Origin of the sequence: Rubripirellula tenax (genome assembly GCF_007860125.1) — a bacterium.
GTDB lineage: Bacteria > Planctomycetota > Planctomycetia > Pirellulales > Pirellulaceae > Rubripirellula > Rubripirellula tenax.
Window position 1 is genome coordinate 1,000,957 of sequence record NZ_SJPW01000001.1, and the last position, 14,261, is coordinate 1,015,217.

At 58.1% G+C, this 14,261-nt stretch carries 12 protein-coding genes; 8 read left to right on the forward strand and 4 right to left on the reverse strand.

What is annotated here, in order from left to right; genetic code table 11:
- Positions 1-258: 258 nt before the first annotated feature.
- Together Poly51_RS03710 and gdhA are read left to right on the forward strand one after the other, a co-directional pair.
- Positions 259-453: a hypothetical protein gene (locus tag Poly51_RS03710; protein WP_146454340.1), complete on the forward strand. Its 195-nt coding sequence runs from the start codon at positions 259-261 to the stop codon at positions 451-453.
- A gap of 46 nt (positions 454-499) precedes the next feature.
- Complete coding sequence (gene gdhA / locus Poly51_RS03715; RefSeq protein ID WP_146454342.1) at positions 500-1,870, forward strand: NADP-specific glutamate dehydrogenase; 1,371 nt, start codon at positions 500-502, stop codon at positions 1,868-1,870.
- An 11-nt stretch (positions 1,871-1,881) separates the two neighbouring features.
- Here gdhA and Poly51_RS03720 read toward each other — a convergent pair whose 3' ends face one another.
- Positions 1,882-2,844: a hypothetical protein gene (locus Poly51_RS03720; RefSeq protein WP_146454344.1), complete on the reverse strand. Its 963-nt coding sequence runs from the start codon at positions 2,842-2,844 to the stop codon at positions 1,882-1,884.
- Positions 2,845-3,175: 331 nt separating this feature from the next.
- Between Poly51_RS03720 and Poly51_RS03725 the strand changes: the two genes are divergently transcribed.
- The 4 genes from Poly51_RS03725 to Poly51_RS03740 all read left to right on the forward strand — a co-directional run bounded on the left by Poly51_RS03725 (position 3,176) and on the right by Poly51_RS03740 (position 10,446).
- Positions 3,176-5,221, forward strand: a complete 2,046-nt coding sequence (locus Poly51_RS03725; protein ID WP_146455173.1) for an ATP-dependent DNA helicase — start codon at positions 3,176-3,178, stop codon at positions 5,219-5,221.
- 130 nt (positions 5,222-5,351) lie between these two features.
- Positions 5,352-8,357 carry a DUF1553 domain-containing protein gene (locus Poly51_RS03730; RefSeq protein ID WP_146454345.1) on the forward strand — a complete coding sequence of 1,002 codons (3,006 nt, stop codon included), beginning with the start codon at positions 5,352-5,354 and terminating at the stop codon, positions 8,355-8,357.
- The gene (locus Poly51_RS03735; protein ID WP_146454347.1) at positions 8,354-9,769 is read left to right on the forward strand and encodes a DUF1501 domain-containing protein; all 1,416 of its coding nucleotides are present in this window, start codon (positions 8,354-8,356) and stop codon (positions 9,767-9,769) included. The genes Poly51_RS03730 and Poly51_RS03735 overlap by 4 nt, the downstream gene beginning before the upstream one ends.
- A gap of 296 nt (positions 9,770-10,065) precedes the next feature.
- Positions 10,066-10,446, forward strand: a complete 381-nt coding sequence (locus Poly51_RS03740) for a DUF3127 domain-containing protein (RefSeq protein ID WP_146454349.1) — start codon at positions 10,066-10,068, stop codon at positions 10,444-10,446.
- A 179-nt stretch (positions 10,447-10,625) separates the two neighbouring features.
- Here the strand turns inward: Poly51_RS03740 and bioB are convergent, their stop codons facing one another.
- Positions 10,626-11,639, reverse strand: coding sequence for a biotin synthase BioB (bioB, locus tag Poly51_RS03745; protein ID WP_146454351.1), 1,014 nt, complete (start codon positions 11,637-11,639; stop codon positions 10,626-10,628).
- Positions 11,640-11,787: 148 nt separating this feature from the next.
- Between bioB and Poly51_RS03750 the strand changes: the two genes are divergently transcribed.
- The gene (locus Poly51_RS03750) at positions 11,788-12,318 is read left to right on the forward strand and encodes a hypothetical protein (RefSeq protein WP_146454353.1); all 531 of its coding nucleotides are present in this window, start codon (positions 11,788-11,790) and stop codon (positions 12,316-12,318) included.
- 8 nt (positions 12,319-12,326) lie between these two features.
- Here the strand turns inward: Poly51_RS03750 and Poly51_RS03755 are convergent, their stop codons facing one another.
- Together Poly51_RS03755 and Poly51_RS03760 are read right to left on the reverse strand one after the other, a co-directional pair.
- Entirely contained in the window at positions 12,327-12,845 is a 519-nt protein-coding gene (locus Poly51_RS03755; RefSeq protein WP_146454355.1) for a gamma carbonic anhydrase family protein, read from the reverse strand.
- Positions 12,842-13,498 carry a toprim domain-containing protein gene (locus tag Poly51_RS03760; protein ID WP_146454357.1) on the reverse strand — a complete coding sequence of 219 codons (657 nt, stop codon included), beginning with the start codon at positions 13,496-13,498 and terminating at the stop codon, positions 12,842-12,844. Before Poly51_RS03760 ends, Poly51_RS03755 begins: the two co-directional genes overlap by 4 nt.
- Before the next feature lie 120 nt (positions 13,499-13,618).
- On the opposite strand from Poly51_RS03760, the gene Poly51_RS03765 reads away from it, so the two are divergent.
- Positions 13,619-14,212: an RNA polymerase sigma factor gene (locus Poly51_RS03765; protein ID WP_146454359.1), complete on the forward strand. Its 594-nt coding sequence runs from the start codon at positions 13,619-13,621 to the stop codon at positions 14,210-14,212.
- Positions 14,213-14,261 lie beyond the last annotated feature (49 nt).

Here is a 14,261-nt window from a genome sequence, read left to right on the forward strand (position 1 = left end):
TAATTGGTCTGTGAAGTATTTAAGTGGTTTGTTCGTTGATCGGTGTCGAGTCAGGCTGCACCGGTGGCAGCAGCCAAGACCCGAGCCACCCTTGTTAGCAACCCGCGTGCCGGTCGCCTCGGATTTAGTCGCAAGGTGTTTCCAGCAAATAACTTGCGTGCGTTTTAGTGATTGCCGCATCAGGCCCCTTGTGACAACTTGGCAGCAACACCAGGGACCCCGCCCAGGTCAAGGCACGGGTAACAGGTTGAAGGGCGAGTGACTTTCAAAATCTACAGAGCCGAAAAGTACAAGCACGATCCGCAAGCGAGTGGATTTGCGGCGATTTCGGGTATTCACTCGTTTGCGCCTCGAGCCTGGATGCGCCAGATTGCCGGAACTGATTGGCCTGAGTATGCACCGGCACAGCACGGTACGGCAAAGCACGGTACGGCCGGATCGGAAACGCTATGATTTCCCCTAATGTCTTGTCTTCGACACCCCCAAGAAGGATCGCTTGATGTCGCTCTCAAAGAAACCGTCCGCGGAAGTCACTGCCGAAATCGATTCGTTCATGCAGGGGCTGGAGAAGCGGAACCCCGGCGAAGTTGAATTCCATCAGGCCGTCCGCGAGGTGACCGAATCGCTGATGCCGTTCGTCTTGGAGAACCCGAAATACAAAGACGCTCAGATTCTTGAACGGCTGACCGAGCCCGATCGAATCATCATCTTTCGGGTCACCTGGGAAGACGACGCTGGTAACATTCGCGCCAACCGGGCCTGGCGAGTTCAGTTCAATAACTCCATCGGTCCCTACAAGGGCGGGCTGCGGTTTCACCCCTCGGTGACGCAAAGCGTGTTGAAGTTCTTGGGCTTCGAGCAAATTTTTAAAAACAGTCTGACCGGCTTGCCGATGGGCGGCGCCAAGGGCGGATCGAACTTTAACCCCAAGGGCAAGAGCGACCGAGAGGTGATGCGGTTTTGTCAGTCGTTGATGATCGAATTGCACCGGCACATCGGCGAAGACACCGACATCCCGGCCGGTGACATCGGCGTGGGCGGTCGCGAGATCAGCTATCTGTTCGGCCAATACAAACGACTGGCAAACAAGTTCGTCGGCACGTTGACGGGAAAGGGCCTTTCGTTCGGCGGATCGCTGGTGCGCACCGAGGCGACGGGCTACGGATGCGTTTACTTTTGCGAAAACATGTTCCAACGAATCGGCGATTCGATCGATGGGAAAACGGTTGCCATTTCGGGCAGCGGTAACGTCGCTATTTATGCTGCGGAAAAAGCGACTGAGCTGGGCGGTCGCGTCGTCACACTCTCGGACTCGGGCGGTTTTATTCACGACCCCGATGGGATTGACGCCGAAAAGTTGGCGTTCGTCAAAGACCTGAAAGAGGTCCGGCGCGGTCGCATTTCGGATTACGTCGACAAGTATCCAAAAGCAACGTTCCACTCCGACGCACGACCGTGGAGCGTACCTGCACAGGTAGCCTTGCCTTGCGCGACACAAAATGAACTGGATTTATCGGAAGCAAAAACGCTGCTGAAGAACGGAGTCATGGCGGTTGCCGAGGGTGCCAATATGCCGACCGAATTGGATGCGGCCTACGCGTTCCGTGAGGCGGGGATTTTGTTTGGGCCGGCGAAGGCTGCCAACGCGGGCGGTGTCGCGGTGTCGGGTTTGGAACAGAGCCAGAACGCGCTGCGATTGTCGTGGAGTCGTGAAGAAGTCGATACGAAATTGAAAACGATCATGAAAGAGATTCATGAAAAGTGCGTCAAATACGGCAGCGACGGCAAGCAGGTTGACTACATCGACGGCGCGAACCTGGCGGGCTTCGTCAAGATTGCCGAAGCCATGCTTGCCTACGGCGCCGTTTAGAACGACAGCGTTTAGAAAGTCGGTGATTGGGGACGCGGTCCGAAGGATTGCGTCGCGATCATGCGAGGGTCCGAGATCGGTTGGCCGGTAATCATCAGGTAACCAACGGCCAACATCAGCATCCAAAATGGCGTCGCGACCAACAGCCCGATGTAGCACGCCAGCAGTCCGGCGAACGAAGCGATCATCGTGATCACCAACAGCAAGACGGACGTCAATTTGTTTTGCAGCGTGATTCCGAACGATGCCTTGAGCGCGCCAATGGTGTCGCCTTTCTGGTCAACCAGTACATACGCCCACGACCACAGCAGCCAGTACATCACAAACATCATCGGTAACAACACAACGACGGCAAGCACGATCATTCCGATCGCGACTCCCTCGCCACCGCCGGCCGTCACGATCAGGGCAACGATTCCGCCCACCAACGCGACAACACCACCACAGGCCAAAATTAGCAAGAACAAGCCACCTAAGAAACGTCCAAAAACGTTGATCGGTGGAAGCAGTTTTGACAGCGGCGAATTTTCGTTACGGGCCACCGCCAAAGCGACGCCGCAAAAGCCAAGGGTGAAGTACGAGCTGAGCAGGTTGAAGAAGATGCTCGACAGGCCTGACAAGGCTGCAGCGACTTCCTTGTTGCCGCCCATCCCTGCAACAAGTCCGACGATGTTGGGGCCGAAGGCGGCGGCGATGCTGATCGCAAACACGATGGCGTATCCACCCACCAATGTCCCCCAGCGTTCTTTGAAAATCGCGAACGCAGCACCAAAAATCTCTTCGACGCTGCGTTGACCGACCTGCAGTTCACCGATCTGCGTCGACCCAGGCGTCGCAACCGACGGTTGGTATGGATTCGGCACGTAGGAAGACGTTTGCGGCTGCGATGATCGTGTCGCGCCTCCAATACTTCCGCCAATCGGTTCACTGTACGGGTTGGAAGATGGCGTGCTGGATACGGGCGTGTCAGGCACGGGGCCAGGCGTCGGTGTTGATTGGGCGGCAGCCGCAGCGATAGCAAATTGGGCCTGACAGGCGGGGCACTTCCCCATTCGTCCCGCCGCACTGTCGGGCAGTTCGAGCAGTCGATTACACGAGGGGCACGTTTGGCGAAGCATGCGATGGGCTCGATCTTCGAGGAGATTCGGAGGACAAAATGGGACCGTGGCGGCGACTTGCCGAGCGATGTTTTACCCGATCCGGCGATTCGTTGCCGGTGCCAAATGGCGTGGTTACTGGTATCGTGTCTGGATCGACCGTTTCGACGTTGGTCGCCCGCTCGTTTCCCTAAAAAGTTTGCCCCGCGTGAGTGACGATTTGTCCGTCGATTCGATCCTTGGCCCCGACGGAGCGATCGCGCGCCGTTTGGAAGGCTACGAGCCGCGCCAGCAACAGATCGAGATGTCTCGCAAAGTCGCCGAGGCGCTGCGGACTGAAAAACACCTGATCGCCGAAGCCGGCACGGGCACGGGCAAGAGTTTCGCGTATCTGATCCCCGCGATCCTGCATGCGACGGAAAACCAAGTCGCGGTCGAAACCGAAGAGACCGGCGAAGGCGACGGCGAGACCACCAAGCGTGGCCGACGCATCGTGATCTCGACGCACACGATCGCGTTGCAGGAACAGTTGGTCGCCAAAGACGTGCCGCTGCTCAACGCCGTCATTCCTCGCGAGTTTTCGGCGGTGCTTGTCAAAGGCCGTTCCAACTACATCTCCATTCGCCGCATGGAACGCGCGATCGCGAAAGCGACGACACTGCTTTCGACGGACACTCAACATTCGCAATTGCGTGCGATCAAGGCATGGTCGAAAGAAACGGCGGACGGATCGAAGTCGACGCTGCCGATGCGGCCTGATCCGGTCGTTTGGGACGAGGTCGTTTCGGACACCAGCAATTGTTTGGGCCGAAACTGTAAACACCACAAAGAATGTTTCTACTTTCGCGCCCGCCGCCGCGCGATGAATGCCCAGTTGATGATCGTCAACCACGCGATGCTGTTTTCGGATATGGCGTTGCGTCGGCAAGGCGTTTCGATCCTGCCGGATTACGACGCGGTGATCTTGGACGAATGCCACACGATCGAAGCCGTCGCGGGCGACCACCTAGGGCTGCGGTTGACCAGCGGCCAATTCGATTACTTGTTCGATCGGCTGTACAACGACCGGACTCAAAAGGGACTGCTCGTCGAGAAAAACTTGACGACGCTGCAACAGATGGTCGATCGTTGTCGTTTCGCGTCGACGAACCTGTTCGCGGATTTGCTGGATTGGTACGACGAAACAAATACCAAGAACGGTCGCGTTCACAATGTGGACATCGTTGACAACCCGCTTAGCGAAGTGATGGAATCGCTGGCCGGACAGCTGCAAAAACAAGGCGCGGCACAGAAGACGGAAACCGATCGCAAAGATTTCGAGTCCGCGTTTGATCGCATGATGTCGCTCGCCGGCGGGTTAAGGCAATGGCTTCGCCAAGAGGTTGCCGACTCGGTCTATTGGATCGAGCGAAGCGGTTCGCGCCGCGGAATGGATCGCGTTACCCTAGCCGCGTCGCCGATCAACGTCGGTGAGACGCTGCGAAAAGAACTTTTCCAAAACGACATGATCCGCAGCGTCATCATGACCAGCGCTACGTTGGCGACGGGCAAGGATGACTTCAAGTTCTTTCGTTCGCGGATCGGGCTAACGAGCGGCTTATCGGTCCAAGTCGGCAGCCCGTTCGACTACGAAAAACAAGCGAAGCTGGTCGTCGTCACGGACTTGCCCGATCCGTCGAAGGAACGGGAAGCCTTCGAGAAATCGTTGCCTAACCAAATCAAACGATTCGTCGGACACACCGATGGTCACGCGTTCGTGCTGTTTACCAGTTACGGGTTGTTGAAACGCTGTGCCGAGGCGTTGGCGCCGTGGTTGTCCGAGCGGGACATGCAGCTGTATACGCAAGGCGGCGAACAGAGTCGGACGCAGTTGCTGGATGCGTTTCGTCGCGCCAGTCGCGGAGTACTGTTTGGGACGGATAGCTTTTGGCAGGGCGTGGACGTGCCGGGCGATGCGCTGACGAACGTGGTGATCACGAAGTTGCCGTTCGCAGTGCCGGACCATCCGCTGCTGGAGGCGAGGTTGGAATCAATCAAGGCCGGCGGCGGCAATCCGTTCGGCGAATATCAACTGCCCGAGGCGGTGATCAAATTTCGCCAGGGGTTCGGGCGACTGATTCGCACTCGAACCGATACAGGCATCGTGGTTGTGCTGGATCCGCGCATTCGAACGAAGCCGTATGGTCGCACGTTCGTCCAGTCGCTGCCGGATCTTCCGGTTCATTACGTTTCGAGGATCAAGAAAAAGAAGTAGTTTGCGCTGCGAGAAAATTCGGTCGTGGCATGATGTGGCGAGGGTGTAAACTGCTTTGCAGTTCGATCCCGCGAACGGAATCGCGGGTCCACATAGGGTTGCCCGTTTGTACCTTCCAAGTCCCTCGCTCATGCACCTTCGCCTCTTCATCCCGTTCCTGCTGTTGGCCGCGCCTGCGTGGGCCGAGACGGTCACGTTCAATCGTGACATTCGGCCGATCCTTTCTGAGAATTGCTTTCACTGCCACGGTCCGGACGAAGCGAAACAGGAAGCCGGACTGAGGCTGGATATTGCCGGCGAAGCTGATCTCGACGAAGTCATCTCGCGGATCACTTCCGACGACGTCGACCTTATCATGCCACCGCCAGATTCCGAGCGTTCGCTGACACCGACGCAAATCGAGCGTGTCAAACAGTGGATTGCTGAGGGCGGTGAGTATCAGGGCCACTGGGCGTTCATTTCGCCGACACGCCCCCGGCTTCCCGATCCGGCGAATCGATCGCTTGCGCCGATCGATCAATTCGTCCAGCGGAAACTCGACGAGCAAGGTTTTACGCCTGCTCCGCCGGCTTCCAAAGAAACGTTGATCCGCCGAGCCACGTTCGACGTGATCGGTTTGCCGCCGACGATCGATGAAATCGACGCGTTTCTTGCCGACGAATCGCCTGACGCGTACGAGACTCTGATCGACGGACTTTTGGCACGAAAAGAATTTGGCGAGCGGATGGCGTCGGATTGGCTGGACGCCGCGCGGTACAGCGACACGTACGGGTTTCAAGTAGATCGCGATCGCTTCGTCTGGCCATGGCGTGACTGGGTCATCGATGCGATCAATGACAACCTTTCCTACGACCAATTCATCACCCAGCAATTGGCGGGCGACCTGATGCCGCCTGCTGAGACGCCCCAAGCGACTCGGCGCCAGATCTTGGCAACCACGTTCAATCGCTTGCATCCGCAAGAATCTGAAGGCGGCAGCGTTCCCGAAGAGTATCGAATCGAATACGTGACCGACCGGGCCCAAACGGTCGCGACCGCGATGATGGGACTGACGTACGAATGCTGTCGTTGCCACAACCACAAGTACGACCCGATCAGCCAAGAAGAATATTTTCAGTTGACGGCGTTCTTCGACAACATCGCCGAAGCTGGTTTGTATTCGTACTTTACCGATGCGATTCCAACGCCAACCTTGCGTTTGCCGACACCCGATCAAGAGACGTCGCTCGCCAACGCGGAAACCACAGTCGCGGCCGTCGAGAAATCGATCGTGCAGCGGCAACATCGACATCGCCCGTTCTGGAAGGAACAAATCGAAAGCGGACGTTTCGTTGACTTCAAGTTTGCCGAGCCGATTTATCGTCTCGAATTCGATCGCTCGCCGTCCGGCGGAAACAAAATTGTCGAAGGCGTCGACGGCGACGCGTTTTTGTTGACCGGCGACGATGCCGTCCCTACTCCGGTCGGCAATTTCGATCGCAGCGAACCGTTCTCGGTTTCCATTTGGGTCAAGACGCCCGACGCAAAGGAACGCGCCGTCATCTTCCATCGATCGCGGGCGTGGACCGATGCGGCCAGTCGCGGCTACGAGTTGTTGATTGAAGACGGGAAATTGCAATGGTCGCTGATCCATTTTTGGCCCGGCAACGCGATCAGCATCAAGGCGGTCGACCAGATTCCGATCGACCAATGGATCAACGTGGTCGTCACCAACGACGGATCGAGTCGCGCGGATGGCCTTGCGATCTTCGTCGACGGCAAAAAGGCAAAAGTCGACGTCGTTCGCGATGCGCTGACGAAAAACATCACCGGCGGCGGTGGTGACACGATCGCCGTCGGCGAACGATTCCGCGACCGTGGCTTCAAGAACGGCAGTGTCGATCGGTTGCAGGTGTTCGACGTGTCGCTAACAGACTGGGAAGCGGCCAAGGAAGCGAATCGTTCCATGCATTCGCCGGGCGCAATGCTCGACCACGCGATGGCACGGCACGATGCGGAATTACAATCGCTTGCATCGGAGTTGACTTCGACCCGCCAGCAGAAATGTGGTATCGAAGACGGCATTCAAGAAATCATGGTCATGCAGGAACTCGACCGACCTCGCCCCAGCCAAGTGCTGGGCCGAGGCGAGTACAGCCAGAAGGGTAAACTCGTGACGCCGGGAACACCCGCGGCACTGTTGCCGTTCCCGAAGGACGCACCGTCGAATCGACTGGGGCTTGCCCAATGGTTGGCCGACCCACGGCATCCGTTGACGTCGCGGGTCGCCGTCAATCGATATTGGCAAATGCTTTTTGGAACGGGTCTGGTTCGTACGCCGGAGGATTTCGGCAGCCAAGGGATACCGCCGACGCATCCGGAACTGCTCGACTACCTTGCCGTCGAGTTCATCGAGGGCAACTGGGACACGAAAGCGATCTTAAAACAGATCATGACGTCGCGGACTTATCGGCAAGACAGTTTCCATCCCGACGACTCAGTCGCGCAGTCCGATCCCGACAACGTGTGGTTGGCTCGGTTTCCGTCGTATCGATTGCCTGCCGAGATGCTGCGTGACGCGGCGATCGCGGTCAGTGGCCGATTGGTCAAACGGGTCGGGGGCGAACCTGCACGGCCCTACGAAGTCGAAGTCTCGTACAAGCCGGTCGATCGCGATAGGAGCGATGGACTGTATCGCCGTAGCGTTTATACGTACTGGAAACGAACGGCTCCGGCGCCGGTGATGATGACGTTGGACGCATCGACGCGAGATGTGTGTCGGGTCAGCCGCGAACGCACGGCGTCTCCGATGCAAGCCTTTGTCATGCTGAACGGGCCGCAGTACATCGAAGCATCGCGAGGCTTGGCTGAACAAATTTTGCGATCGATTCCGAGTGATCGCTTGATCGAAGATGGAATCGCAATGGCGTTCCGCACGCTGACCAGTCGACGGCCGTCCGACGACGAGACTCGGTTGCTCGGCGAGCTGTTTGAATTGCAATCGAAGTACTTTGCTGCGGATTCATCTCGAACGGAAGCGTTCTTAAAGATCGGTGATGCGGCAGCGGACGGCCAGCTTAACGCAAACGCGCTGGCGGCGATGACCGTGGTCGTCGGGACAGTCATGAACTACGACGGAAGCATGGTGAAACGATGAGCGGGTTTTCGAGACGAAGTCTTTTGCAGTCGACGGGACTGGGGTTCGGCGCGTTGGCGACGAACCATTTGTTGGCGAGCCATTCGGAGGGAGCCGCCGGCGGCATTCTGTCGGCGCTGCATCATGCGGCGAAAGCGAAGCGGGTCATTTTCTTGTTCATGTCGGGCGCTCCGTCTCAGTTGGATTTGCTGGACTACAAACCGCTGTTGAACGAAAAACACGGCACGGAATTGCCCGACGAGGTGCGTGGGACTCAGCGATTGACGGGCATGAGCGGTAATCAGTCGAGTCTGCCGCTGGCGGGCTCGCCGTTCAAATTCGGCCAGCACGGACAGGCCGGAACGTGGGTCAGCGAGCTGTTGCCACACACGGCGTCGATCGCTGATGACATTTGTGTGATCCGTTCGATGCAAACCGAAGCGATCAATCACGGGCCGGGTGTGACGTTCATGCAAACGGGCAGCATGATCCCGGGTCGACCCAGCATGGGCGCGTGGATGGATTATGGACTTGGCACGGACAACACCGACTTGCCGGCGTTCGTGGTGATGACGACCAAGGACCAAAATTACGGGCAACCCTTGGGCGCGCGACTTTGGGGCAGCGGTTTTTTGCCCAGCAAGCACCAAGCGGTTTCGTTTCGAAACGGCAAAGATCCGGTCTTGTATTTGTCGAATCCCGATGGCATCGATCCGGCCAGCCGGCGAGCGGCGATGGACACGCTTGGCAAATTACACGATCTAGAATTGGCGCGTCACGCCGATCGTCAAATCGAGACTCGAATCGCACAGTACGAACTGGCGTTTCGAATGCAGGCGTCGATCCCCGAAGCGACGGACTTTGCCGACGAGCCGGCCGATGTGGTGGATTCGTACGGGCCAGACGCGAAGGCGCCGGGCACGTTCGCGGCCAATTGTTTGATGGCACGTCGGTTGGCCGAACGCGGTGTTCGGTTTATCCAACTGTACCACAAGGGTTGGGACCACCACGGCGGCTTGCCAGGCAGTCTGCCTAAAAGTTGCAAGGCGACGGATCAGCCGTCGGCGGCACTGGTGAAAGACCTGAAGCGGACGGGGTTGCTCGATGACACCTTGGTGATTTGGGGCGGGGAGTTCGGGCGGACGAATTATTGCCAAGGTCGTTTGACGGCGACCAGCTTCGGTCGCGATCACCACCCACGTTGTTTTTCGATTTGGATGGCGGGCGGCGGCATCAAACCGGGAACCGTGCACGGCGAAACGGACGAATACGGCTACAACATCGTCGACAAGCCGGTCCATATCCACGACCTGCACGCAACGATCCTGCACCAGATGGGCATCGACCACGAACGACTGACGTTCAAGTACCAGGGGCGAAACTTCCGTTTGACCGACGTCCACGGCCACGTCGTCCAAGACATTCTGACCTAAGTGGGCAGCCCTACCAGCCTGTTGAAAAAGGGGGCTGACCCTTTGGAGACGTTGCTGAAACATTGTGAATTCGAAACGTCGGAGAGGGTCACACCCCTTTTTCAACAGGCTGCTACGTGGCCCCGCGACGCCGTTCGCGGGGATCGAACGGCAAAGCAGTTCACAGCCCTGTCACGGTGTGCCCGGGCCACACAAATGTTCGATTGAATAGCCACTAAAACGATCCGCCCGAACTCGCTACACTCTCTGTCTTACGAACCTTACGACGTTTCAGTTAGACGAGAGAGAGTGACAGGATGAGCGAAGCCAAAGTTACCGGCGTAGTGCATTTGATCGAAGAAACCAAGACTTACGGTGCGAAGGGCTTTCGCAAGCGGGTTGTGGTTTTGGAACAGGACAAGGGCAGCTTCACCAACTACGTGCCTGTCGAATTCACCCGCGATTCGTGCGATACCGTTGATGATTTGAATGTTGGTGACGAGGTCGAAGTACAGTATCGATTGAACGGTCGTCGCTGGCAGAAGGACGAGCAAAGCGAAGTCAAGTTCTTCGTCAACGTCGAAGCCACGTCATTTCGCGTGACGGGCGACGGGGCAGACAGCCACACGATGCGCGAGCGTACCAGCGACCCCAACGACGCCTTCAGCGAAGCCGGCGACGACGAAGCGCCGTTCTGAGGAATCGGTATTGGGGGTTGGGTTTCAGGTTTTAGGAAATGTCGTTGACCCTTTTTCCTAATTCCTATCTTTACCCCCGCTTGGTAACCCTATGTGGACCCGCGACGCCGTCGCGGGAATCGAACTGCAAAGCAGTTCTTAACGTCGCTATGGCGTGCCAGGGACACGGCCGTGCTGAACTATGCACCCATCTTCGTCGTGACTTCAAAGCCCATGTCCGCGATCATGTCGTAATCGGATTGAGGGGCCTGTCCCTTGGTCGTCAAATAGTCGCCCACGAACAGGCTGTTGGCCACGTAAAGTCCCATCGGCTGCATCGATCGCAAGTGGATTTCGCGACCACCGGAAATACGCAGTTCTCGCGTTGGGTTCACGAAACGGAACATCGCAAGCGCTCGCAAGCAATCGTTGGGCGACAAGTCCGCATTGCCTTGCATCGGCGTTCCCTCGATCGCGTTCAAGAAATTCAGCGGAATCGACTGCACGCCAAGTTCTTGCAGATCAAACGCCATCGAGACGACGTCCTCGTGCTTCTCGCCCATGCCAATGATGCCGCCGCTGCACATCTCCATGCCCGCATCGCGGACGTGACGCAGCGTTTGCACGCGATCGGCGTAAGTGTGCGTCGTACAGATTTCGGCGTAATGATCTTCGCTGGTGTTCAGGTTGTGATTCACGCGATCGACGCCGCACGCTTTCAAGCGATCCGCTTGCTCTCGCGATAGCAGACCCAAGCAGGCGCAGATGTCGAGTCCGTACTTCTGTTTGATTTCCGGCACGATCGTTTCGACGGCACTCATTTCTCGCTCGTTCGGACCGCGAGCCGAGATGACCAAGCAATACGTTTTCGCGCCACGTTCTGAAGCGATCCGGGCAGCGTCGAGCAGGTCATCCCGTTTTAGGATGTTGTGTTTGGGAACGGGCGCGGTCGAGATTTTCGATTGGCTGCAATAGTGACAATCCTCGGGACACAGGCCGCTCTTGGCGCTCATCAAGAAGTAAAGCTGCACCGTGCGGCCGAAATACTTTTGGCGGATTCGGAACCCGGCGGCCAAAAGAGCCAGCACGTCGGTGTCGGGTGCTCGCAGGATCGCCAGTGCATTTTCACGGCTGATTGGCTCGCCGGCCAAGACTTGCTCGGCCCATTGATCGTATGGATTACCGATTTCGGGTTTGGTTTCGACGTTCAGCATCGCGCCAGGTTACCTTGGTGGGTGAGTTGCGATCGGGGGAAGGATCGGCCACTATGGTGCCGCCCAACACGGCCGGAGACAAGTCGGCACAGCCTTTTCTCACTTATTCATCGAACGTTTGTCGCAGAAGCCTTAAAATCAGTCCGCCATGCACCCCATTTTCCTCCGCATCGGATCGCTCGCCGAGATCCACGCCGCGACGGCAACCATGCCGCTGGAGCGGGGGCGTCGCGTGATCGCCCGGACGGGTCGAGGAATCGAATTGGGCGAAGTGATCGGCCCGTGCCGCGACCCAAACGCGTCCGTCAAATCGCAAGTCACGGTCGTTCGAGGGACCACCGACGAGGACGAATTGCTGATCCGTCGCCTGAATCGGCACAAACGCGAAGCAATTCAGTTATGCCGAACGGCTTTGGCCGAAGCCGGATCCAAGGCATGCCTCTTGGATATCGACCAGATCTTTGACGGCGGGACCCTGCTGATGCATTTTCTTGGCCCGGCCGATGATATCGCCACGTCGATCACGCAAGAGATCGCGAAGAAGTACGAGTCCATCGTCCGCAGTCGCCACTTCGCCAAATTAATGCAGGACGGTTGCGGCCCCGACTGCGGCACCGCCGAAGGTGGCGGTTGCGGCACCAGTTGCAGCGGGTGCGCCGTCGCCGCGGCTTGCAAGTAAGGGTTCGGCTACGAGGGTGTCGTCGACTGGTTTCGGTACGCGTTGGCCGCCGCCACGTAGTGGTCGGCCGCGTGTTTGGCCCGAGCGATGTTCGCGGGTGTCAGTTCGCGGATCACCTTTGCCGGTACACCGACCGCCAAGTGACCGGGTGGGATTTCCATGCCTTCGGTCACGACCGCGCCCGCGCCGACGATCGCACCCGCACCGACTTTGGCACCGTTTAGAACAACGGCGCGGATCCCGATCATCGCTCCGTCGCCAATTGTGGCGCCGTGGACCACCGCTGCGTGCCCGATCGTGACGTCGTCACCGATCACGCACGGATATTCAGGGTCGGCGTGCAAGACGCACAAGTCTTGCACATTAGACCGTTCACCGATGACGACACTTTCGGTATCGCCGCGAACAACCGCACCGAACCAAATGCTTGCACCGGAGCCCGCCGTCACGTCGCCGATCACTGTCGCGTTCTTAGCAATGAAAACGGATTTGTGTACCCGTTCAGGATGAAACGTCGCGTCGATCACTGTAGACCTCCACAGAACATTCGTATTGCCGCTTCGGCATCGTCGGCCGCCAACGACTGGATCGTGCGGGTTGCCGGGTCGATGCAGGTCGTCACGAGCGCCGATTCGTTCATGCTGGCCAATCCCCGATAGCGTTGGCTGGTGTAACGCACGCCCTTTGCGTCAAGCGCGTCGCGGATCTTACCGTAGTGGTCTTCGTTGTAGGCGTGCAAGCGATCGTCAGTATCCGGTGAAGTGATCTCGTACAGCGGTGGTCGGGCGACCCAGATCCGGCCGTCGTCCAAGATGGGGCGCATGAATCGATAAAAGAACATCGACAGCAGCGCGCCACAATGGATGCCGTCGGCGTCGGGATCGAACAGCATGATGATTCGGTCGTATCGCAGTTTCGTTGGATCGAGTGTGTCATCCCAGCCCGCGCCGATCGAAGATGTCACGGCCGTGTACCACGGATTGCGAGCGACGGCTGACTTGCGCGCCTTTACCGCGTTCAGCGGCTTGCCTTGCATTGGCAGCACTGCTTGCGTTTCCGAGTCTCGGGCGCGAACGACCGATTTCGATGCCGAATCACCTTCGACAATGAACAGCTCGGCACCCGAACCGACACCGCTGGCGCGACATTCGTGCAGCTTGGTCGGAACGATGCGAAACATGGTCTTCTCGGTTGTTTTTCAGTCGGCAGTCAAAACAGCTTTGAGCGATCCTACCGCGCTGGGCTATACTTCTCTATCCTTCGACCGCTGCGGTTCTTGTCTCCTTGATTGCTGGTTCTAGTGAACGCACCCGACGCCCCCGAAACGCGATTGAGTCTGCTGTTTCGCGTCGGTGACGGCGACGACCAGGCGGCTTGGGACGAGTTTGTTCAGATTTACCATCCGGTGATTTACCGAACCGCCCGATACAAAGGCTTGCAAGACGCCGACGCGATGGATGTCGCCCAAACAGTGCTGATGTCGGTTGGCCGGGCCCTGGCCAAGCGGCCGCACGATCCCTCGCGCGCTCGTTTTCGAACGTGGTTGAACACGGTGACTCGAAACGCTGCCATAAACGCGCTTCGCGGCAAGACGCTGGATCGGGGCACCGGCGACTCGGGCGTCCAAGCGATGTTAAACGCGGCCGAGGCCAAGCCGCTTGATGACGGCGACGTCTTGGAGCGTGAATACCAAAAAGAACTGTTCCGCACCGCCGCCCGCTTGGTCCAGCCGGAGTTTGCCGGCGACACGTGGCAAGCGTTTTGGCGAACCACCGTCGACGGCGAACCGATCGCCGATGTCGCCCTCGATTTGGGCAAGCAGCCCGGCAGTGTGTACGCGGCCCGAAGTCGGATCATTCGTCGATTGAAGCAGGAGATCGAGCGGTTGGGATGATTCGTCGTGAATCTCCACACGCGGTGCTGTCAGAATCCGGCGGCTCGGT

What these genes read in the sequence shown, in the direction of transcription:
- gdhA (WP_146454342.1), top strand. Translation starts at nt 500, where the DNA reads ATGTCGCTCTCAAAGAAACCGTCCGCGGAAGTCACTGCCGAAATCGAT.
- Poly51_RS03730 (WP_146454345.1), top strand. Translation starts at nt 5,352, where the DNA reads ATGCACCTTCGCCTCTTCATCCCGTTCCTGCTGTTGGCCGCGCCTGCG.
- Poly51_RS03735 (WP_146454347.1), top strand. Translation starts at nt 8,354, where the DNA reads ATGAGCGGGTTTTCGAGACGAAGTCTTTTGCAGTCGACGGGACTGGGG.
- Poly51_RS03740 (WP_146454349.1), top strand. Translation starts at nt 10,066, where the DNA reads ATGAGCGAAGCCAAAGTTACCGGCGTAGTGCATTTGATCGAAGAAACC.
- bioB (WP_146454351.1), bottom strand. Translation starts at nt 11,639, where the DNA reads ATGCTGAACGTCGAAACCAAACCCGAAATCGGTAATCCATACGATCAA.
- Poly51_RS03750 (WP_146454353.1), top strand. Translation starts at nt 11,788, where the DNA reads ATGCACCCCATTTTCCTCCGCATCGGATCGCTCGCCGAGATCCACGCC.
- Poly51_RS03760 (WP_146454357.1), bottom strand. Translation starts at nt 13,498, where the DNA reads ATGTTTCGCATCGTTCCGACCAAGCTGCACGAATGTCGCGCCAGCGGT.